General features: G+C 39.0%; 21 protein-coding genes. 7 read left to right on the top strand and 14 right to left on the bottom strand.

Features of this window, described 5'->3' with window-relative positions:
* Nucleotides 1–13 precede the first annotated feature (13 nt).
* Nucleotides 14–1,507, bottom strand: coding sequence for a CoA-acylating methylmalonate-semialdehyde dehydrogenase (locus OA91_RS02220; RefSeq protein ID WP_063336972.1), 1,494 nt, complete (start codon nt 1,505–1,507; stop codon nt 14–16).
* 240 nt (nt 1,508–1,747) lie between these two features.
* Between OA91_RS02220 and OA91_RS02215 the strand changes: the two genes are divergently transcribed.
* Nucleotides 1,748–2,635 carry an AraC family transcriptional regulator gene (locus OA91_RS02215; RefSeq protein ID WP_063336971.1) on the top strand — a complete coding sequence of 296 codons (888 nt, stop codon included), beginning with the start codon at nt 1,748–1,750 and terminating at the stop codon, nt 2,633–2,635.
* Between the two features lie 55 nt (nt 2,636–2,690).
* Here OA91_RS02215 and OA91_RS02210 read toward each other — a convergent pair whose 3' ends face one another.
* Entirely contained in the window at nt 2,691–3,119 is a 429-nt protein-coding gene (locus OA91_RS02210; protein WP_063336970.1) for an Lrp/AsnC family transcriptional regulator, read from the bottom strand.
* A 174-nt stretch (nt 3,120–3,293) separates the two neighbouring features.
* On the opposite strand from OA91_RS02210, the gene OA91_RS02205 reads away from it, so the two are divergent.
* Both OA91_RS02205 and OA91_RS02200 read left to right on the top strand, forming a co-directional pair.
* Entirely contained in the window at nt 3,294–4,328 is a 1,035-nt protein-coding gene (locus OA91_RS02205; protein ID WP_063336969.1) for a histone deacetylase family protein, read from the top strand.
* Between the two features lie 148 nt (nt 4,329–4,476).
* The gene (locus OA91_RS02200) at nt 4,477–5,571 is read left to right on the top strand and encodes a mannose-1-phosphate guanylyltransferase/mannose-6-phosphate isomerase (protein WP_063336968.1); all 1,095 of its coding nucleotides are present in this window, start codon (nt 4,477–4,479) and stop codon (nt 5,569–5,571) included.
* A gap of 103 nt (nt 5,572–5,674) precedes the next feature.
* On the opposite strand, the gene nrtS is transcribed toward OA91_RS02200, so the two are convergent.
* Genes nrtS through OA91_RS02185 form a run of 3 tightly spaced genes read right to left on the bottom strand, consistent with a single transcriptional unit; the run spans nt 5,675 to nt 7,603 of the window.
* Complete coding sequence (gene nrtS, locus OA91_RS02195) at nt 5,675–5,866, bottom strand: nitrate/nitrite transporter NrtS (RefSeq protein WP_046017153.1); 192 nt, start codon at nt 5,864–5,866, stop codon at nt 5,675–5,677.
* Between the two features lie 40 nt (nt 5,867–5,906).
* Nucleotides 5,907–7,304, bottom strand: coding sequence for a dihydrolipoyl dehydrogenase (locus OA91_RS02190; RefSeq protein WP_063336967.1), 1,398 nt, complete (start codon nt 7,302–7,304; stop codon nt 5,907–5,909).
* A gap of 11 nt (nt 7,305–7,315) precedes the next feature.
* The gene (locus tag OA91_RS02185; protein WP_052702104.1) at nt 7,316–7,603 is read right to left on the bottom strand and encodes a glutaredoxin family protein; all 288 of its coding nucleotides are present in this window, start codon (nt 7,601–7,603) and stop codon (nt 7,316–7,318) included.
* Nucleotides 7,604–7,747: 144 nt separating this feature from the next.
* On the opposite strand from OA91_RS02185, the gene OA91_RS02180 reads away from it, so the two are divergent.
* Complete coding sequence (locus OA91_RS02180; RefSeq protein ID WP_063336966.1) at nt 7,748–8,680, top strand: AraC family transcriptional regulator; 933 nt, start codon at nt 7,748–7,750, stop codon at nt 8,678–8,680.
* A gap of 136 nt (nt 8,681–8,816) precedes the next feature.
* Here the strand turns inward: OA91_RS02180 and ribH are convergent, their stop codons facing one another.
* The 4 genes from ribH to OA91_RS02160 form a co-directional block, all read right to left on the bottom strand.
* Nucleotides 8,817–9,278, bottom strand: a complete 462-nt coding sequence (ribH, locus tag OA91_RS02175) for a 6,7-dimethyl-8-ribityllumazine synthase (protein ID WP_046017150.1) — start codon at nt 9,276–9,278, stop codon at nt 8,817–8,819.
* 76 nt (nt 9,279–9,354) lie between these two features.
* A complete protein-coding gene (gene ribBA, locus OA91_RS02170; protein ID WP_063336965.1) occupies nt 9,355–10,470 on the bottom strand; it encodes a bifunctional 3,4-dihydroxy-2-butanone-4-phosphate synthase/GTP cyclohydrolase II in 1,116 nt (371 codons plus the stop codon).
* Nucleotides 10,471–10,897: 427 nt separating this feature from the next.
* Nucleotides 10,898–11,110 carry a hypothetical protein gene (locus OA91_RS02165; protein WP_197477709.1) on the bottom strand — a complete coding sequence of 71 codons (213 nt, stop codon included), beginning with the start codon at nt 11,108–11,110 and terminating at the stop codon, nt 10,898–10,900.
* Between the two features lie 151 nt (nt 11,111–11,261).
* Nucleotides 11,262–12,473 carry a hypothetical protein gene (locus tag OA91_RS02160; protein WP_063336964.1) on the bottom strand — a complete coding sequence of 404 codons (1,212 nt, stop codon included), beginning with the start codon at nt 12,471–12,473 and terminating at the stop codon, nt 11,262–11,264.
* Nucleotides 12,474–12,806: 333 nt separating this feature from the next.
* Between OA91_RS02160 and OA91_RS02155 the strand changes: the two genes are divergently transcribed.
* Nucleotides 12,807–13,817: a helix-turn-helix domain-containing protein gene (locus tag OA91_RS02155; protein ID WP_157203770.1), complete on the top strand. Its 1,011-nt coding sequence runs from the start codon at nt 12,807–12,809 to the stop codon at nt 13,815–13,817.
* Here the strand turns inward: OA91_RS02155 and OA91_RS02150 are convergent.
* The 5 genes from OA91_RS02150 to OA91_RS02130 all read right to left on the bottom strand — a co-directional run bounded on the left by OA91_RS02150 (nt 13,779) and on the right by OA91_RS02130 (nt 18,691).
* Nucleotides 13,779–14,408 (bottom strand): LysE family translocator, encoded by a 630-nt coding sequence (locus tag OA91_RS02150; protein WP_063336962.1) that lies wholly within the window; start codon nt 14,406–14,408, stop codon nt 13,779–13,781. The genes OA91_RS02155 and OA91_RS02150 overlap by 39 nt on opposite strands.
* Before the next feature lie 74 nt (nt 14,409–14,482).
* Nucleotides 14,483–15,898, bottom strand: a complete 1,416-nt coding sequence (locus tag OA91_RS02145; protein WP_063336961.1) for a HAMP domain-containing sensor histidine kinase — start codon at nt 15,896–15,898, stop codon at nt 14,483–14,485.
* Nucleotides 15,895–16,584, bottom strand: coding sequence for a response regulator transcription factor (locus tag OA91_RS02140; protein WP_063336960.1), 690 nt, complete (start codon nt 16,582–16,584; stop codon nt 15,895–15,897). The genes OA91_RS02145 and OA91_RS02140 overlap by 4 nt, the downstream gene beginning before the upstream one ends.
* A gap of 58 nt (nt 16,585–16,642) precedes the next feature.
* On the bottom strand, nt 16,643–17,611 hold the full coding sequence (locus OA91_RS02135; protein ID WP_063336959.1) for a hypothetical protein: 969 nt from the start codon (nt 17,609–17,611) through the stop codon (nt 16,643–16,645).
* 177 nt (nt 17,612–17,788) lie between these two features.
* Entirely contained in the window at nt 17,789–18,691 is a 903-nt protein-coding gene (locus OA91_RS02130) for a LysR family transcriptional regulator (RefSeq protein ID WP_063336958.1), read from the bottom strand.
* Nucleotides 18,692–18,775: 84 nt separating this feature from the next.
* On the opposite strand from OA91_RS02130, the gene OA91_RS02125 reads away from it, so the two are divergent.
* Nucleotides 18,776–19,378 carry a cytochrome b gene (locus OA91_RS02125; RefSeq protein WP_063336957.1) on the top strand — a complete coding sequence of 201 codons (603 nt, stop codon included), beginning with the start codon at nt 18,776–18,778 and terminating at the stop codon, nt 19,376–19,378.
* Nucleotides 19,379–19,568: 190 nt separating this feature from the next.
* Nucleotides 19,569–20,450: a protease HtpX gene (gene htpX / locus OA91_RS02120; protein WP_063336956.1), complete on the top strand. Its 882-nt coding sequence runs from the start codon at nt 19,569–19,571 to the stop codon at nt 20,448–20,450.
* The last annotated feature ends 167 nt before the right edge of the window (nt 20,451–20,617 follow it).

Raw genomic sequence — 20,617 nt, 5'->3', positions numbered from 1 at the left:
CCTCAGATTGTAATTATTTAAGTTGAATCGTCATATTAGGACCATGCGCAATATCATCTTCAAACCAGCGCGCTGTAATTGTTTTAGTTTCCGTATAAAAACGTACAGCTTGTTTACCATATGCATGCTGATCGCCGTAAAACGACTTGCGCCAGCCGGTGAATGAGAAGAAAGGAAGTGGCACAGGCACAGGCACATTTACACCTACTTGCCCCACTTTAATCTCATGTTGGAATTTACGTGCAGCCGCACCTGATGCAGTAAAAATAGAGGTACCATTACCATATGGGTTTTCATTAATAATTTGGATCGCCTCTTCTAAGGTATCCGCCTCAATGACTAACAACACGGGGCCAAAAATTTCTTCCTGATAAATCGACATATCACGGCTAACATTGGTGAAAAGTGTTGGCCCTACCCAGTTACCATTTGGAAATCCGGGGACTTTATAGTCACGCCCATCCAATAGACATTCAGCACCTGCCTCTATTCCTTCACTGATAAGGCGACACACACGTTCTTTCGCAGCAGGATTGATCAAAGGGCCATATCCAGCGCCTTCATCATCCCAAGCACCTGGTCTAACTTTAGATAAAGCTTCTTTTAATTCAGGTACCCACTGACGAGACTCACCAACAAAGACAGCAACAGAAATAGCCATACAACGTTGACCACCTGCACCCACCGATGCACCTAATAAGTTATTAATAACTTGCTGTTTTTGTGCATCTGGCATGACCACCATGTGGTTTTTAGCACCAGCAAAAGCCTGTACTCGCTTCATATGATCGGTACCAGTTTTGTAGATATGCTCAGCAACAGAAACAGAGCCAACAAACGAAATGGCATGTACTTCAGGATGAACTAACAGTTGACTCACCACATCTTTAGTACCGTGTACGATTTGCAATAAACCTTCAGGTGCGCCTGCTTCGATAAAGAGCTCAGCCAATCGCATAGGCGTTAATGGGTCTTGCTCGGAAGGTTTTAGTACAAAAGCATTGCCGCAAGCGATGGCCATAGGGAACATCCAAAGCGGAATCATGGCAGGAAAGTTAAACGGAGTAATACCTAAACACACACCTAGTGGCTGAGTGTAGCTGTAGCAGTCAATTTTACGGGCAACATTTTCAACTGTTTCACCCATACTTAGCGCTGCAATATTACAAGCCTGCTCCACAACCTCAATACCACGCCAGACATCACCTTTCGCATCTTCAAAGGTTTTACCTGTTTCTTTACTTAATATGGTAGCAAGTTCATCGTGATGATCTTTTAGCAAAGCCTGGTATCGCAACATAAGACGAGCACGATCTGACACAGGCACTTCTTTCCATGTTTCAAATGCTAACTGTGCACTAGTAACAGCCTGCTCAACTTCTTGTTCAGTTGCACAAGGAACACTTGCAATGACATTTTGAGTAGCGGGATCCGTCACATCAATCCAGTTTTGAGAGGTGCTTTGCACCATCTCACCATTAATTAGCATAGGAACTTTATGTGTCATAACCATTTCTCCTTGAGTTTAGAGATTGCGTTAATCAGAGAGTTTGCTTTGTAAGCAAAGTCATTACCTTTACGTTAACGTTAATCTCATATTTATTATTTTTCAACAGAAATATGTTTTACCACGCAAACTCCTACTTCAGGATTGATAAAGTTGCTTTATTGATGGACTATATTGCGATAAACATCACGAGTTTACCTTTAGGTTAACTTTGTACATTATTTTTTAGAGAGCCCACACATGAGCAACACGTCAAACTGGCCAATTCCCAATGATAGTGTTCGTTTTTTATTGCCAAGACCCGTAATTAATAGTCTCAAAGAAAACCCGATTGGAAAATCTCTCCACCCAGTTGCGATGGGGTTTTACAAAAAAGCACAAGGGCACACTATGTCCAGACTAGATCACGATGATTATTTATTAATATATTGCGTTGCGGGTGAAGGTTTATTAAAGCTTAATAAGAAAAGTATAAAAGTCAGTACGGGGGACTTTTTAATACTGCCAAAAACACTTTCTCATGAGTATACCGCTAAGAAAAAGTCACCTTGGAGCATCTACTGGGTTCACTGTGATGGCATACTCGCTAAAGACTATCTTGATGAGATTATCACTCAATCCCAGAGCAACATATTATCCATAGGTCTACATTCGCGATTAATTACTGATTTCGAGGCACTTTTAGATACAAGACTCAATAACTCACTTTTTGAAAGCTTCCTCCATAGTTGTAGCTTATTAAGTCAAATAATCACTCATATCGCCCTACTCAATAAACAGGTGCAGTCTCAATTTGATAAAAGCTTAGATTTAGAATTAATAAGAAGTCTAATGCTGACACACATACATCAACAGCTTGATGTAGAAACACTAGCTAACGCCGCTAATTTATCAAAATGTCACTTTATCAAACGTTATAAAACACTAACAGGCCGAACACCTATCAATGATTTTATCCAGATGAAGATTGAAAGAGCCTGTCACCTATTAGATGTAAGTGACAAGGGAGTTGCTGAAGTAGGCTGGGAACTAGGCTATGAAGATGCCTATTATTTCTCAAGGGTATTTAATAAGGTAATGGGCATTTCCCCTAGCCAATACCGAACACTTAGATTAGGCCACACTTAGCGACTAAAAGTTAAGGTTAGCAGTCGTTCGAGCAAAACTATTTAAAACATGCTATTTAATCATGTGACTTATGGGTTGTTAACTTAATGCTGGTTTCGCTTAAAGAGACACTATCTAACAGTCTAATGGCTTTAATTGTATGATCAAAACTTTCAAGACTCTCTGTCCCTATTTCGACAATAAAGTCCCAACGCCCATTAGTTGAATGTACGGCTAGCACTTCAGGCATGGCTCTTAACCTAACAATAAGACTATTTGAAGGTTTACCCTCAATTTCAAGCATCATCACAGCCCGAACCGCATGAGGGCTTAATGCCGATTTTAGTTGCACACTAAAACCTGTAATCTCCCCTTCTGCGATTAGACGGTCCAACCTTGTTTTTACGGTTGCCCTAGATACCTTTAACGCATTAGCAAGATCTGCAATCGACATGCGTCCATCTAGCTGTAATAAGGCCAACATCTTACGGTTTAATTCATCCATACTTTAATCCTTAAATACCCCCACCACTTATCATAATAGACACCACCATTAATCATTATGTTCAATTTGCTATAAGATTTGTTAAATAATACATCTAATATCTAACATATTTTAGCTTTAAACTTATTTTCTCAACTCAGAAATAACTAAAAATAAGAAACTCAAAGGCTATCTATGAAAACCATTTATTCTGATAAACACATATTAAGACAAGTTAAAGCCGAAATTCATAATGGGGAATTAGTCCCACCTTTTGAGCGTAAAGAGCGGGTCGATTACATATTAAAAGAGCTTGATAAAAGAGGTTTCGATAGGCCCATTTCCGAGCAAGCTTTTAACCTTGAAACAGTTCATAAGGTACACAGCAAGGATTACGTCAATTTTCTACAAAACGTTTGGCAAAAGTGGCTCGACGCTGGCCATACTTGTGATGCGATCCCGAATATTTGGCCTTCCCGCTCCATGCCATCTAATGTCATTCCAAGCAATATAGAAGCACAGCTTGGCTATTATGCTTTAGCAGCAGAAACCGCGATCTCAGCAGGCACATGGCAAGCGGTTAATGCCGCCAAGGACGTCGCCCTCACAGCAGCCGAGCATATCATCCAAGGAGAAAACAGTGCCTTTGCACTTTGTCGCCCGCCAGGACATCATGCCGCCCGCGATCAATTTGGAGGCTACTGTTTCTTAAATAATGCTGCAATTGCTGCCCAACACCTTCGTGATAATGGATATGCCAGAGTCAGCATTTTAGATGTGGATTATCACCATGGTAATGGTACTCAGCAAATTTTCTATCGCAGAAATGACGTTCAAACACTCTCCATTCATGGTGACCCTGATTTCGCTTTCCCCTACTTTTTAGGCCATGCCAATGAAATAGGCGAAAACGAAGGTGAAGGATATTGCTTTAATTACCCTCTTGCTGCTGGTAGTGATTACACAACATGGGGAAATGCACTTGAGAGAAGCTTTGAGCAAATCAAACAATTTAATGCTGAGATCCTTGTCGTATCATTAGGTGTCGATACTTTTGAGAATGATCCTATCAGCGCTTTTAAGCTCAAATCTGATGACTTTTATGATTATGGGAAACGCATAGCAGAACTTGGCCTACCCGCCTTATTTGTAATGGAAGGTGGTTATGCCGTCGAAGAGATAGGTATTAACACAGTCAACGTATTAGAAGGCTTTAATTCTCAAAGATAACCTTTTACAACTGAGTTGAATTAAGTGCTCTGAAATTAATTCAGCTCAACTAAAGCATTAGCCTCACATCTAAAACTCAGTTAGTATGCGCGACATACGGATTAAGTCATCTTAATCCGTTTTTAACGAGCAACTTGAGTCAGAATTCATGAATATTACACCCGTTATTCTATGCGGTGGGTTTGGCAGCCGCCTTTGGCCCTCTTCACGTTTAGCCTTCCCTAAACCTTGCCTAACATTAACGGAAAATGATTTAAGCCTATTGCAGCAAACTCTAGTGCATATAGCGCACCTTAATTTGAATTCTCCAATCATTGTTTGCAATCAATTGCATCGCTTTGTAATTGCCCAGCAAATTGAAAGCTTGAAACAAAGCTACGCTTATCTGGCAAATACACGTATTTTACTTGAACCTGTAGCACGTAATACGGCTCCCGCTATTGCCCTTGCCGCATTAGAGTCATTACAAAGTAACACTAATAACACCTTATTAGTTTTACCTGCCGATCATCATATCAAATGGGATGAGAGTTTCGATCAGAGTATTAAAGCTGCAAACAAATTAGCTCAAGATAACAATCTAGTAACTTTTGGGATTAAACCAAATTACCCAGAAACAGGATATGGCTACATCAAAGCAGGTCAAAATCATGAGGTCATGGCTTTCATTGAAAAACCAAACTTGGCTAAGGCACAAGAGTATGTAAAAAATGGAAGCTACCTTTGGAATTCTGGGATGTTTGCTTTTAAAGCAGAAAGTTATCTTAATGAATTAAAAAATCATCAAACTGAGATTTTCCAAGCTTGTCATTTAGCCTTTGGCGAACGTAAACAAGATGATGATTTTATCCGCATCAATGAAGATGCTTTTAAACTCTGCCCTGCAAACTCAATAGACTATGCGGTTATGGAGCAAACTAAAAAGGCGAAAGTCGTTCCTTTTTATTGTGACTGGCAAGATTTAGGTAATTGGTCTGCTGTATATGATCAATCATCAAAAGATGATGATAAGAACAGCCTAATGGGAGACGTTATTAGCCAAGATTCTAGCCAGTGTTTAATTAAATCTGAATCTAGGTTAGTTGCTACTCTAGGGGTTGAGAACCTAGTTGTGATAGAAACAGCTGATGCTGTACTTGTGATGAACAAGGATAAATGCCAAAACATGGGCAAGTTAATTACACAACTAAAAGAGACAAATCGAAGTGAGTATTTAATTAAGCAAGCAACTGCACAGGATTAAGCAAATTAAGGCATTTTTTAGGAAGGGAAATTAGCAAATTAAAGACACAATCATTGCTCGCCAATTGTTAGCAAGCAATGATAGCAAACTAAGTAATCCCCACTTAGTCTTTAGAGAGTTTACCAGAGAGAAATACGACAAAAGGAACACAATACGTCAATAACGCTGAGGCAAGTCTAAGCTCCGCATCGCCAAATAAAGCATCATATTGGTTAATTATCAGCAATACCGTACCGACAACACTCGCCACTTTCATCGCTTTAAAAACAAGATTTTTTGTTAACTTCTTTGTCATTTTTTTATCCTAAGGGCATATAAAATAAGGCGATATAAACTTAAACATTAAGGTTTGATGCTAAGTCTCTGAATGCGGTTCTCACCCCTTCTTCAATAACAGGGTGGTAAAAAGGCATATCTAAGATTTCAGCAACCGTCAACTTTTGCTGTATTGCCCAAGATAACAAATGTGCTACGTGTTCAGCAGCAGGACCAAACATCTCAGCCCCTAAAAACTCGCCAGAATGCTTGTCGGCATAAACTTTAAGCATCCCTTGGTTTTTAGCCATGACTCGACTGCGACCTTGTCCTTCAAAACTCACCTCACCCACGGCAAAGTTATCACCATAAGCTTGTTTAATTTGAGAAAGTGTTAACCCCATACTGGCGATTTGTGGATCAGTAAAAGCAACAGCAATGCTAGCTCGCCTCAAACCAGCCTTCACCTCTGGATAGCTTCCAGCATTCGAACCAGCAGTCTTACCTTCATCGGCAGCTTCATGCAAAAGCGGTAAAAAAGCATTAGCATCTCCTGCAATAAAGATATGATCACAACTTGTTTGCAAGGTCTTCTCATCAAAAATTGGAGTACCACGCCCATCTAATTCTAAGCTAGTTAAGGATAAATTTAAGTTATCCAAATTAGCTTTTCGACCTGTCGCTGCCAGAATGTATTCAAAACACTCTGTAACACTTAGGCCTTTTTCATTGATATATTCAACTTCAACACCATTATCAAGCTTACTAATACGCTTAAGATCTGTGTCTAAGTCCAATACAAACTCTTTGTTAAATGTCGCTTGAGCATACTCTTTGATCGTTGGATCTTGGATCCCCGCTAACGAACCGCTACGCCCAAATACCTTTACCTCAACACCTAAACGACTCAATGCCTGACCTAATTCCAGTCCAATAACACCTGGTCCAAACACAGCAAGCGATTTCGGTAAGGCCTCAAGCTCAAACACATCATCATTAATAAGCAGTCTTTCTCCAGCCTCATAAAAGAGATCCGCAAAGTGAGGTCTGGAGCCTGTTGCGATGACAATACGCTTAGCTTTAATTTGAGTGTGATCATCAATTAAAAGTGTGTTGTCATCAACAAATCTTGCGTAGCCTTTCACCTTATGTTTTGCATCAAAACCTTCAACAGACTCAATTACAAAACCAACAAACCTATCTCTCTCACTTCTGACACGTTCAAGTACTTTGGTACCATCAACCTTAATACCGCTAACGTCAACACCAAAGATATCCGCCTGATGAGCATGATGCGCAGCTTCTGCAGCAGCAATTAATAATTTACTTGGCATACAACCAACACGCGCACAAGTAGTGCCATATTCACCCGCTTCAATCAAAGCGATACTATCCGTATGAGCTTTAGCGGCTCGATAAGCAGACATGCCAGCTGTACCTGTGCCAATAATGGCGACATCAACTTCTTTAAAGTTCATCTGCAATACCCTTACGCAATTAAGTCTGTTTGTTGAGAGTAATGCACTAGAAACTTCACTATATCTTGAGATTCATACAGCCACTTAACTTGGCCATCTTCACGCTCAATTCTTAAACAAGGTACTTGCTTGCTACCACCACCAGCAATTAAGTCACCTCTGTGTTGAGCACTTTTTTGAATATCCCTGCGTTCTACATTCAATTTCAGTTTATCAAGAGCTTGGCGTGTATAAGCGCAAAATGGGCAAGCATGATAGTGATATAAAGCGAGTCCTGGGACTGTGTTTGATTTACTCATAGCTAATCTCCAAAGTATTCATATTTTCAATACATGCAATTATCCTTATATATTTGCTTCAAAATATGATGAAATAGCCAAATTAATTGTCATTTTGTCCTGATATCTTGGCTTTAACAGCTTACCTCAGTTTTGGAGATTCTTTTGGATGCATTAACCGATGTACTTAAAACCCTGCGTTTAAATACTCAAACCTATTTTTGCAGTGATTTTCATGCACCTTGGGGGATTGTGATGGATGAAGACAGTGAAGGTATGTTCCATGTCGTACTTGAAGGCAGCTGTGTACTAAATATAAGTAATAATTCAAATACCATCATTTTAAATAAAGGAGATATTGTCGCTTTTCCCAGTGGTGGCGCCCATTGGATCAGTGACCATCAAGACAGTCCCAAAATGCCGAGTCGCTTTGTTCTAGATAAAATTTTATCGGGCGAAAGCCCCTTTGAAACACAAACAGAGCCCAGCCAAGAAATTATCAAAAACACCTTAATGTGTGGATCATTCAGCTATGATACAAAAATGAAGCACCCTTTCATTCGAGACCTACCTTGTTTCATACACATCAAAGCAGAACAAAATAACGAACAAAGATGGATGAGTGAACTCGTTGCGACTCTTTCAAGAGAATCTCGCTCTCCTTCACCTGGCTCAAGTTTAATGCTAGATAGGTTAACTGAAGTACTGTTTATTCAAATTATTCGTTACTTTCTTAATTCTCAACCAAATAAGCATAATTACCTCGCCGCCCTCAATGATCAACAAATTGGCACCACTCTGAATCTAATACACGCAGAAGAGTCAGCTTTTTGGACCATCGAAAAGTTAGGAGAAAAAGTCGCTATGTCGCGCAGTGCCTTTACAGATAAGTTTTCCAAGCTGGTTGGCCAAGCGCCAAAAACCTATCTACTTAACTGGCGTATGCAAAAGGCAAAAACACGATTAGAAGGGACGGATGATTCTATGTATCAAATTGCTGAAGATGCTGGCTACTCCTCGGAGGCCGCTTTTAGTAAAGCGTTTAAAGCATTTTTTGCTGAAACGCCCGGATTTGTAAGACGAGCAAGCAAGTACTAAGTTCAGGCAAGGCCACACTCCCCATAAAAAAGCCTTGATCAGATTCACTCTAATCAAGGCTTTTTTGTTTTATAGCACTGACTTTATAGAAGGGCCCTAAAGGCCTGGCTCTAAAAGTTATGCCATCTACAAATTATTAGATTTGTTTAAGCAAGCTCACCATTTCATAAGCACATAGTGCTGATTCTTCACCTTTGTTACCTGCTTTTGTACCAGCACGCTCAATCGCTTGTTCTATAGTATCTACGGTTAGAATACCAAAAGAAATTGGCACATTCGTATCTAAGGAGATTTTACCTAAGCCACTTACCGCTTCACCCGCAACATAATCAAAGTGAGGGGTTGAACCACGAATAACCGCACCTAGGGCAATAACAGCATCATACTTGCCACTTTCAGCTAATTTTTTAACGACTAAAGGCACTTCAAATGCACCTGGGCAACTTACCAAGGTAATGTCATCTTCACTAATTCCGTGCCTTGTTAGACCACGAACAGCACCATCAACTAGCTTATCTACAACAAACTCATTCCAAGTTGTATTTACAATGACAAATTTCGCATCTAGTGGCTTAAAGTTACCTTCGATCTTTTTCATTTTTTTCCCTTACTTATCTGTGTCACTAATATTGTTAGTTAATACTTAAAATCTTAATGCTTGCCAAAATAAACGATTAGTTTTGGTATTCGAGATAGTCCACGACTTCTAAGTCAAAGCCTGATATTCCGGTAAATTTCATTGGACTACTCAGTAGTCGCATTTTGCTCACACCTAGGTCTTTTAAAATCTGAGAACCTGTACCTATTGTCACATAGGAGCCAGAACTATCTATATTGGCGTTAGGCTGTGGCTTCTGGCGACCCAAGAAGGTTTCAACTGAATCTATCACGCTTTCTTTTTCGCCGACATTAAGCAATACAAGAACCCCTGCATCTGAATTAGCAATTGTCTTTAACGCTTCTGGCATAGGCCAGCTATGAGACCCTGGACTATTCACACCTAGCACATCCCTTAAGGTTTCTTGAGACTGTACTCTCACCAGAGGCGTTTCACTGGCAGCCACATCCCCATGCGTAAGAACCATGTGGGCTTCATTGTTAATTGTGTCTTTATATAAATGAAGGTCAAATTCACCGTAGGCTGTATCTAATGTATCTTGGCTAAGCTTTTCAATCGTGTGTTCATTTGCCATACGGTATTTAATTAAATCAGCAATGGTGCCAATTTTAAGATCATGCTCCTTAGCAAACTCTTCTAACTCTGGTCTTCTTGCCATAGTGCCATCGTCATTCATTATTTCGACAATGCAGCTAGCTGGCTGTAGACCAGCAAGTTTTGCTAAATCGCAGCCTGCTTCTGTGTGACCGGCACGTAATAATACGCCAGCCGCTTGCGCTCTTAGAGGGAAGATATGACCAGGTTGAACAATATCGTCAGGTTTACCCATAGGATTAACAGCAGCAAAAACTGTTTTGGCCCTATCAGCGGCACTGATCCCAGTTGTTACCCCTTCCGCCGCTTCAATGGAAACAGTAAACGGCGTACTAAACTTAGATCCATTCCCTGCCACCATAGAAGGTAAGCCTAAATAATCACAGCGCTCTGGTGTCAGAGTTAAACAGATGAGACCTCTAGCTTTGCTCGCCATAAAGTTAATAATTTCAGGCGTAACTTTTTCGGCAGCAACAATAATATCGCCTTCATTCTCCCTGTCTTCGTCATCCATCAAGATGACCATCTTACCGTCTCTGATATCTGTAATAATGTCTTCTATGTTATTTAGTGCCATTCGATTCTCTCTATTTATTATGTAACGCTTAATGGGGATTCATGCCAAAATGCTTGGCTAGATATCTAAACACCATCAAAAACATGGTTGATTTCATGAAAATAAAATACAGCCGTTTGTGTCAGCTCATATCAAAAGTTACGTTATCTCTTGTAGCCCTAATAAAATGGGGACGAAACTTTATATTTCAATAAATATCACTTATAGATTTGGCGCCTATCTTGCCATATTGAACTAAAGCACAATTTGACTAATATCATTTTAGACTAATTACGACTTCCCTAGCATGCTAGAAAAACTTAGCCATATTAAAGAAAGGCTTGAGAGTAAAAATAAAAAGCGCCATGAAAAGGCGCTTTGTGTGGTTAAGTATAATGTAATTAATAAATCACTCTTACTTGATGTGCGACTTAGGCACTCGACTTTATTACATTAAACTATCAATTAACTTATCGAAAAAAGCCCTATCTTTAGGCCTTTCATTGAGGTTGTCTCGAAAATCATCACGACAACCCGGGTTACAAAAACCAACGGTATACTCACGGTAAAGTGTATAAGAGTTTGAAACTACATCTTTACCTGATCTTGGGCAATACTGATTTATTGCATCTCCTTGTTTACTCATATTCATGTTTAGCATTTATATCTCCAATCACACCTTAAGGATTTAACACAAGTTAAAGTACCGAAAAAGTGATGTCAGCCAAAGGGTAAAAGAGGACGCTATCTAGACCTAAAAAGACAAATAAGGGCGCCGCAATCGCGTCACCCTATAAAACGAGAATTAGCCTTTACTCTTCAATGACTGGATCATCAATAATCGTCACATTCTCTAGTGCATATTGATCAAGCACCCATTCATAGCTCTCATAAATTTCGTATCTGTCGGGGTATGTTTTACCGATTTCATCCCAACGTTTGATCGAATTAGAATAATCCGAACCAGAAATTACCCCTTTAAATTCAAACTCTTCATTATTATGAGGGTTACGAACTGTTGTTGTGTAGGGAATATCAACCTCACTATTTTGCACTTCCATTCTTGCCAGCATTAAACCGTAAGCAGGTACATTCGCTGGCATCGCTTCTTTTTCTGTTGTTTGATTATTCACGGTAGTGTCTTCCCCAACCGTGGTTGATGCATTAAACGTCTCTGAAAAGTTAAATGTAATTGAGCCACTTTGTTCTACGGTTCCAGGCACACCCACTTTATAACCTTCAGTCAAGCTGACACCTGCGGTAACTGACACGCCTAGTGTTTCTGTCCAAGAATCGGTTTGGCTTTTACCATCAACATACCAAACTTCAGCCGTATCACCTTGTATCAGACTTGATGAGTTTTGTAGTAAACGCTCCCCAAAGTAGGTTTTAGTACCAGAATAGTCACTGATTTGATCCCAATGAATCTCAACATCAACTTCTTCTAAGTCTAACCTGTCACCGATACAAGGATAGATACTCCATATTTTTGAGTCACTAGCCGTTCCTGCAAATCCCACAACAGAACGAGTATCAATCGCTAAATCATAGGATTGCCATTTATCCCAGCCGTTGTTAGAGCCAAAATATAATTCTCGAGTTGAGCCGTCATGCATATCCTCAACATATAATCTAATACGTGAAATATTGTCAGCATTCTTCTTATACATACGCCAGCCCTGAATGTATTCAGTGCCGCCTAAAAGTTTTTCTGTACCACTGCCATCCGTTTTGCCTACTAACTCATCATCTGCATATAAGTACTGAATTTTTAGCCCTTTGATGCGTTCATCACCGCTGTAAGCCGTGATAGATGTAATTTTGTCTCCCGGCATGCGCTTATTCATATAATTATCACACATGTCAAAATCGCTACCATTACTCGATTTACCAAAGCTTTGGCTTTCAAAGTAAGTAATGGTGCCACCATTTTCAGGTGTATTAAAATATTCATCCAACAAATTACTAGCAAAACCCACTTGCGCAGCAAAAGCTGCAGACGTTAACACTGCTAATTTTTTCATTATTATCATCCATCTATAATGTTCATTGTTATGCAAGGCACAAGGCAACACTTAATTTTAATTATTTATTTGTGCTGATTTACCTAGCGCAAACTTGCAAGACAAAGTATCCATGTAGAAAAGCGTTTAAAACAACAAAGAATAAAGACAACAAACATAAGAAAAGGGACAAAACGAACCAGTCTCACTTTTTAAAGAAAGTAGTCTCATTTTTTACAACCCACCCATTACAAATAAGAATATATCTCATAAATATTTTGTTTTACTTTCAAAATAGAAAGCTATATAAATAATAAGACAAGCTATAAAAACATATTTTCGATGAGATAAGATTTGAAACATTTATCCTTCAACTTAATATCAACTTATGCGTTAAAAATGGCGCATGATTTTTATTTGAAAAACAATTTAAATCTTGATGAGTTATATCACACTTGTAATTTTAGTTATAAAGACCTTAGAAATGAACATAACCAAATTACAATTGAGACTCTCATTAAATCACTTGCGCTAATAAAGAGCTATTTGGCACCTGACGAAAAGATTGCTAACGTGCTAGAAGAGAATTTAAACATATCTGATTTGGGTGGTTTTGGCTTTACACTACTCTCTGCACCCAGCCTGATAGAAGGTCTGGAGCTGATTAAGAATGCTTTCTGTATTCTAGAGCCAAGCTTTGATTTTAAGTTAGAAAAGACAAATTCAGAAGGGGTAGAGTTTATTATAGAAAACCCAGGCACTTTTAAAGAATTTAATGACGATATTCTTGATTTATCATGCCTTATGCTAGAGAAATATATTCGTTTCTTCAAAACTGATTTTCATATAATAAAAACAGAGCCTTTCATATACAAGATAAACAAACCGAATAAACATTCAAGATCAATAAAAATAGAAAAAGAATTACTCCCGCTTCCCTCTATAATGAAGCACCCAACTTTCTTCAATAAAAATCGTGATAAATTCTTGAAAAAATCAAACTATTACAAAAGTATCAAAGGCTGTGTATTAAGTGTAAACAAACTTATCCGAAATAATATTTACAAGGGCAAAAAGCCTAGCCTAAAAGATATTTCTGACCAATTAGGAACAACCACAAAAACATTATCTAGATTATTAAAGTCTCATGATACAAGTTTCCAGAACTGTCTTGATCAGGTGATATGTGAATTTGCTATAAATCTTTCTAAAAAGGGCTATAACACTAAAGAGATAGCTTATACCTTAGGCTTCCAATCCATAGCAGGTCTCAACTATCTCTTTATTAAAAAGTATGATCAAACACTCAATCAGCTAAAAGAGAGCTTAGAACTCTCTAACGAACATGCTAGCAGCAGCGCCTAGCATAGTTGTTGCAGCACCACGGTGTAACAGGGTTTGTGCCTTTTCACTCGACAAGGCTTGTCGTACTGCCATAGCAGCAAGAATGAAAACAGCACCTACCACAAGTAGAACAAGCATGGTACTAGGCACCAATACAAAAGCCCAAGTCGTGATATTTACCAACTCTAAATCAATCACGACTGGTAAAAGAGCCATATAAAAAGCAATCGTTTTAGGGTTGCCTAATGTGATGGTATAGCCCGAGATTGCCGCACTAATATAATCTTTTTTCTTAGGTTCAGCTTGGCTATCTAGGTTTTGATGCTCTGCAGTCCAAAAACAATATGCTAAGTAGCACAAATAACAAAGCGCACCCCATTTCACCAAGACAAATAGCAAACCAAAACTGCTTGCCAGAAGAGCCAAACCAAAAACAGCAAAAGATAAATAAGTTAAGTCACCCAAAATTAACCCGAATAGCATGACAAAACCCGCACCAGCGCCACTATTAACACTTCTTGCAACAAGTGCCGTTATTCCTGGCCCGGGAATAGCCGCTGCGATAGCGAGCGCAGTCATATATGCCAATATTTGTGTTAATTCCAAACTCATTACCCCTCATTACCTATTTTGTATTTAAACACTAAAATAAAGCATAAATTAGGTAGTTTCTTGAATGTTATTGCTCATTTCCCCATATTAAACATCTTAAAACGTATCTGAAAATTGCAACCTTTACCTATACCAGCCGAATCGACTTTTATTACACCATTTTGTAACTCCACCAGCGCTTTAGTAATAGATAAACCAAGACCCATATGGCCAATCTCACTGCTACGGCTATGACTAACCCGATAAAAGCGATCAAAAACAAAGGGTAAGTGCTTTGCCTCAATACCGATACCATTATCCTTCACTTCTATTATCAAATAAGCCTTTTCACGCTTCACTTTTAACACAATTTCACCGTCAACTTGGCTGTAACGTAAAGCATTACTCACAAGGTTACTTAATACTTGGACCATACGCTCTTCATCTAATAAGACAGAGGATAAACCATGCTCAACATTTGTTTTAAAGCTTACCCCTACACTCAGACATTGCGCTTGGAAAGCGCCTTCTATACGTGAAAAGAGTTTTACTAAATTCACCTCAGTACAAATAACGCTTAGGGTTTGTTCATCTGCTTCCGATAAAATGCTCAAGTCGGTTAAAAGTCGCTTTATTTGGCCAATTTCACCAGAGATAATGTCTAGTTTAGAGGAGTCTAAAGGGGAATTAAGATCTTGTGCCATTTCTATATAGCCAGATATCACCTGCAATGGCGTCCCTAAGTCATGAGCAATATCGGCTGTCATTTGACGCTTTTTTATATCTGCAAGAGCTAACTCAGCACTCATTTTATTAAAGCTTTCTGCTAATTCACCGAGCTCATCACGAGACGTTTTTACAACAGACTGTTTCAAGTCACCTTTTGCCATAGCCTGACTTGCTTTTGTTAGTGCCTCGATTGGTCTTAGCAAGTATTTTGCTAATATTCCTCCTAAGATTGCCGCAACAAATAATGCTGTCGCTACAGCTATCAGAAGAACTTGATTTGTATGCTCAAAAAAGATTTTCTTCTCTGATTGTAAGCTAATACCCTTACCATCTTTTGGCACTAACCAAGCAATCACCTCACCATCTATTTCTATCGGTTTAATCTTGGTGAGGTAGACATCAGGAGGAGTGTCGCCAGTGGAGAAAGTTAAAAATTGCTTTAGTACTCTTTTATCTGCATCCAAAATACCATGCTGATTTATACGCCTTTTAGTTGGCCTCTCAAGCGGCTTTTTGGTAGAGTTTCGCCCAGCTAGATTAACTTTATTATCAAGTTTTAATGGATGTAGGTTTATATAGTATTCTTCAAACCCTTGCCATGAACCTTCAATTTCATACCAATTAATCACTTCGGCAATGATCTCAGCCTGTTGTTCTTGATCAACTAAGCTTTTTAATCTTTGATCAGACGTTAAATAGATAAGTAGAAATATCACAATGCCAGTAAAACTCGTTAAAGCGAAGTAACTTAGCGTTAGCTTAATTCTCAGAGACATTTTCATTCTGTCATAACACTTAATCGATAACCGACACCAAATACACTATTGATATCAAAAGCATTGTTTGTATTTTCAGCCAGTTTTAATCGCAGGTTACGAATATGAATTTTCAAAGTGGATTCAAGCCCTGTGTTACCATTTTCAATCAAGTAGCGGCATAAATCAGCTTTATTAACGGTTTGCTCAGCACGCTGAACCAATAAATTTAATAAACAAAATTCACTAGCTGTCAGTATTATTTGAGTCTCTAGGTAGATAACCTCATTCGTTGATTTGTCTAACTTAAGACCTGCGTAAATATGGCTTGTTTTAATTTCATCATAACTAACCGACCGCCTTAATACTGCTTTAAGCCTTGCTAATAACTCGCTTAAACGAAAAGGTTTACTCACATAATCATCAGCTCCCAGCTCAAAACCTTTAATTAAATCACTTTCATGCTGTTTAGCTGTGATCATAATGACAGGCAAATTGCTCGTTTTACGCAAGACTTTCATGAACTCATAACCATCCATGAAAGGCATCATGACATCTAATAAAATGAGATCTGGCGTTTCTTCCTTTATAGAGACAAGTGCATCTTTTCCATTTGTTGCAAGCCTTACTTGGTAGCCTTGACCTGTTAAAAACTCGGTCAGCAGCTGTTGCACATTATGCTTATCATCAACAACTAAAATAGTTTGTCTCATGCTTCTTCCAGCTAGAAATGAAAATGGCTTCAACAAAATAGTGAAGCCATTTTTTTGATTATTTAACCTGATATCTTAACAACACTTCGTTATCTAAAACCACGTTAGTTGACCAAATAAACTCTGCTCCAGCGCCTGCAAACTTCTCTCTAAAATTCATGTAAGCTTTTTTATTATCAACACCTATCACTGATTCTGTATAGGTGGTTGCAGCAGGCCAATCTGTTGAATCAAACGATTGTGCTTGCCAATTGCTTGGTGTTTTCCAATGAATAGCATAGGCATTAGATCCGTTATCTACGCCTTTTGTTGAACAAGTTTTTGAATAACGAAGGCTGTTAGGCTCAACTAGACACGTTAAATCATAAATAGGCGCAGTGTAATAGGTTTGAGCCTGCCAATCAGCATTCGTGATAGTGCCATCACTAAAGCTGGCAATAAAACCACCGTCACCTGGGTGATAGTTACTCCCCCTATTACTTTCTGTGCCTAAACCGAGGTTTTCTTCCCAATCAATGACTTTAACAGCGATACTATAGGGTTTTTTGACCTTAAATTTCACCACACTGGAATTAAATTGAGTGAAAGGCACTGAATCAACACCAACCATGACGCCATTGATATAAAGCTCAAAGTAGTTATCGGCAAAAATATAACCAGTGACTATCTCACCATCAGGATCAACCTCGACAACCGGAACCTTATTTAAATTGACCTGAGAGAGGCTATTAGGCCGATACCCCGTACATTCATTATGTAAATCGGAACTAATAGGAGCACTAGTAAAATGATTTACACCAGGCACAACCCAGACATTTCCATTAACATCTTGTACCTCTCCAACACCCGCAATCCGAGCTCTGCCTCTATCGCATTCATACAAGTTTTTAATGATGGTTTTAGCTGGGCCTTGGCTAATGGCTCCGCTACCTTTGTAATCAGACAAATCCATTGAGCTCACAGGTAAACTGGCTTGAGAGCAGCCAACTAAAGACAGCATGGTTAAACTAAATGCGATTGTTTTCATCTAGATGTTCCCTTTTTATTCAATTAATTCACGACATATTGGTATAAATTGTAGGTTAGCCCAATTTATCTACCCGCTGGTTTAGAACTAGTTTAGAAAAAGATAAGAATTAACCCAGCGCTCTCGTATCAGGGAACCCTTTGGCTAATAGCACTTATTTATATAAGGCTTTATATACTAGCTGTTAGCTTTTGCCCATTGCATCAAAACGTCGATAAATTTAGTGAGTTTGGCCGGTTGCCCTTCTCTAGAGGGATAAATGAGATAAAGTGACGTAGGAGGTATCTGAATCTCTTTTACTATTTCAATCAACTCCCCTTTCTCTAATTCCGTTTGGACCATATTTTTTGGCACCATACCTAAACCAAGCCCCAATTTTATCGAAGCAATCACAGTTCTCATATTATCTACCGCAAATCGGTGCTTAAATGTGAGCCTTTTACCTTGCCAGATTAAATTTGGATCATAGGTTTTATTCAAGCTCGCATTCCTTAAGCCAATGCTCGGTTGCTCCAATAAGATCTCAGGCGTATTTGGATAACCAAACTCTTTAAGGTGTTCTGGACTTGCGACATAAACCCATTGGCTTTCAAATAAAGGCCGGCATATTAAGCTCGTATCTTTCAACTCCCCTCTATGATTTCGTATGGCTAAATCATAATCACCAGAAAAGAACCCCTCATCTGAATTAACCTGATGTATTTCAAGGTTCACTTTAGGGTACTGCTTAAGAAAGGGCTCGATCACACTCAATAAAATAAAATCAATCAAATTGTTCGGTGCACAGAACCGAATTGTTCCAGAAGGTGCGCCTTTCAATGAACTGATGTAATCATTCCCCTGAGCCAGGGTATTAAGTGCTTGTTCGCAATAGGTTAAGTATTCTCTTCCTGCTTCAGTCAACCTAACAGAGCGAGTCGTTCTTTCTAACAAGCGAATCCCTAGAGATGCTTCAAGTTGGCTAATCTTGGCACTCACGGTGGATTTTTCGATATCAAGCACATCTGCTGCTTTCGTAAAGCTAGAGAATTGAGCAACCTTGATAAAAATACGGATTTGGTTGAGATCATTGTTCTGCATATAAAACAATCTTTTCATTAATTAACTGATTATCAATATACAGACAACAGTCATAATAAAGCAACTTTCGATTGGAGCTCAATTATGTCAATTCAAACTCGATCAAATTTAAATCCTGATACACTCATGATGAACACCTCATCACAAACTCACGTCACGCGATACGATACCGTCTACAAGCTATTACATTGGTTTGTAGCGACTCTCATTTTACTCATGCTTTTGGCTAAATTCGGCTTTGCGAGCGCCCTTAGCGTTGAAGATAAAACCAATATGCTAATTGGCCATTCCAGTATTGGCTCTATCCTTACTCTATTTATCATTCTTAGACTTGTTAAACGTTTTATCGTGAGAACAGAGAGACCCGTGCATGCTATTCCAAGCTGGCAAAAACGTGTGTCCAGTTTTGTACATCTTGCTTTGTACGCATGCCTTATCATGATTCCTATTACTGGCTACTTGAGTGCAAGTCTGCATGAACTCCCAGTGATGCCCTTCACTTTATTCAATTTAAGCCAAGTCTCTACCTCAGGCTACCTTGAAGCGGATTTTCTATTAATGAGAGGTTTGCATAAAAGTGCGATTAACCTATTACTAGTTTTACTCGTATTTCATATAGGTGGCGCGCTATTTCATAAATTCGTTCGTAAAGACGGGGTGATGGCAAGTATGACACCAGGAAAATAACTAAATCCAAACCTAACAAAGCGATTATCCCCACTCAGTGTACTGCTTATCGCCATCCTCAGGTGATAAGCAGTTCAAATGGAATGTGAATTGCATTCAAATGCTTATTTTTAAGCTTGAAAAAACACATTAAGACCATATGATTAGCTCAACAGGCTTAACGCCATGATTAATTTTGGAGCAAATTGTAATGCGTATATTATTATTTCTAGCCACCAACATCGCCGTGTTGATAGTTGCTAGCATAGTCCTCAGTGTTTTAGGTGTAGATAGATACATTTCAAATGATGGCCTTAACCTTGGCTCACTACTCGCATTTTGTGCTGTATTTGGTTTTACTGGCAGTATTATTTCGCTTTTGCTTTCTAAAAAAATGGCAAAAATGAGTGCCAGAGCTCAGATAATCGACTCTCCTGCTAACCATAAAGAAAAGTGGCTATTAGACACAGTTGCTCAACTAGCTCATAAAGCAGGTATAAAAACTCCTGAAGTAGCAATATTTCCAAGCCATGATGCCAACGCTTTTGCTACAGGTTGGAATAAAAATGATGCGTTAGTCGCTGTTTCTCAAGGTATGATGGATAGATTCCCACCTAACGAGATCGAAGCGGTACTTGGCCATGAGATTGGTCACGTTGCAAATGGTGACATGGTTACCCTGACGCTAATACAAGGTGTAGTAAATACATTTGTTATGTTCTTTGCCCGTATTGCAGGCTATGCGGTTGATCAGTTCTTACGTAAAGATGATGAAGGCGAAGGCGGTGTAGGCTGGGGTTATTATATTGCCACCATCATCTTCGAAATCTTATTCGGTATTTTGGCCTCTATGATAGTCATGTGGTTCTCGCGTTACCGTGAATACAAGGCTGATATCGCAGGTGCGCAATTAGTAAGCAAATCAGACATGATGGCAGCACTTATCCGTATCAAAAAAGAGAGTGAAGTATCCCATATGCCAGAAACCATGATGGCATTTGGCATTAACGCAGGTAAGCGCCCGACATTGGGTGAATTATTAGCAAGCCATCCACCACTGGATGACAGAATTAAAGCTCTAGCAAACAGCTAAGCAACTGAAAAAATAAAAACGCCCATTATTTAATGGGCGTTCAGACTGCTGACAAAGTCCTCGCCAACCTAGGCGGGGATTTTTTATAATAAGCCATGCTTAATTCTCGCCCCCAAACTCAGTCTTCTCTTGAGTTCGTCTGTATTGACGAGCTTGTTCCTAAAGAT

Source organism: Marinomonas sp. SBI8L, assembly GCF_001624705.1.
Classification (GTDB): Bacteria; Pseudomonadota; Gammaproteobacteria; order Pseudomonadales; family Marinomonadaceae; genus Marinomonas.
The sequence above is the reverse complement of the archived record's forward strand: the minus strand, read 5'-3'. Positions and strand labels throughout refer to the sequence as shown.

Coding starts and splice junctions, on each gene's coding strand:
- OA91_RS02130 (WP_063336958.1), bottom strand. CDS start 18,691: ATGCAGAACAATGATCTCAACCAAATCCGTATTTTTATCAAGGTTGCT.
- OA91_RS02165 (WP_197477709.1), bottom strand. CDS start 11,110: ATGCTAAACATGAATATGAGTAAACAAGGAGATGCAATAAATCAGTAT.
- OA91_RS02210 (WP_063336970.1), bottom strand. CDS start 3,119: ATGGATGAATTAAACCGTAAGATGTTGGCCTTATTACAGCTAGATGGA.
- OA91_RS02200 (WP_063336968.1), top strand. CDS start 4,477: ATGAATATTACACCCGTTATTCTATGCGGTGGGTTTGGCAGCCGCCTT.
- OA91_RS02215 (WP_063336971.1), top strand. CDS start 1,748: ATGAGCAACACGTCAAACTGGCCAATTCCCAATGATAGTGTTCGTTTT.
- ribBA (WP_063336965.1), bottom strand. CDS start 10,470: ATGGCACTAAATAACATAGAAGACATTATTACAGATATCAGAGACGGT.
- nrtS (WP_046017153.1), bottom strand. CDS start 5,866: ATGACAAAGAAGTTAACAAAAAATCTTGTTTTTAAAGCGATGAAAGTG.
- OA91_RS02145 (WP_063336961.1), bottom strand. CDS start 15,898: ATGAAAATGTCTCTGAGAATTAAGCTAACGCTAAGTTACTTCGCTTTA.
- htpX (WP_063336956.1), top strand. CDS start 19,569: ATGCGTATATTATTATTTCTAGCCACCAACATCGCCGTGTTGATAGTT.
- OA91_RS02205 (WP_063336969.1), top strand. CDS start 3,294: ATGAAAACCATTTATTCTGATAAACACATATTAAGACAAGTTAAAGCC.
- OA91_RS02160 (WP_063336964.1), bottom strand. CDS start 12,473: ATGAAAAAATTAGCAGTGTTAACGTCTGCAGCTTTTGCTGCGCAAGTG.
- OA91_RS02125 (WP_063336957.1), top strand. CDS start 18,776: ATGTCAATTCAAACTCGATCAAATTTAAATCCTGATACACTCATGATG.
- ribH (WP_046017150.1), bottom strand. CDS start 9,278: ATGAAAAAGATCGAAGGTAACTTTAAGCCACTAGATGCGAAATTTGTC.
- OA91_RS02135 (WP_063336959.1), bottom strand. CDS start 17,611: ATGAAAACAATCGCATTTAGTTTAACCATGCTGTCTTTAGTTGGCTGC.
- OA91_RS02140 (WP_063336960.1), bottom strand. CDS start 16,584: ATGAGACAAACTATTTTAGTTGTTGATGATAAGCATAATGTGCAACAG.
- OA91_RS02190 (WP_063336967.1), bottom strand. CDS start 7,304: ATGAACTTTAAAGAAGTTGATGTCGCCATTATTGGCACAGGTACAGCT.
- OA91_RS02220 (WP_063336972.1), bottom strand. CDS start 1,507: ATGACACATAAAGTTCCTATGCTAATTAATGGTGAGATGGTGCAAAGC.
- OA91_RS02185 (WP_052702104.1), bottom strand. CDS start 7,603: ATGAGTAAATCAAACACAGTCCCAGGACTCGCTTTATATCACTATCAT.
- OA91_RS02150 (WP_063336962.1), bottom strand. CDS start 14,408: ATGAGTTTGGAATTAACACAAATATTGGCATATATGACTGCGCTCGCT.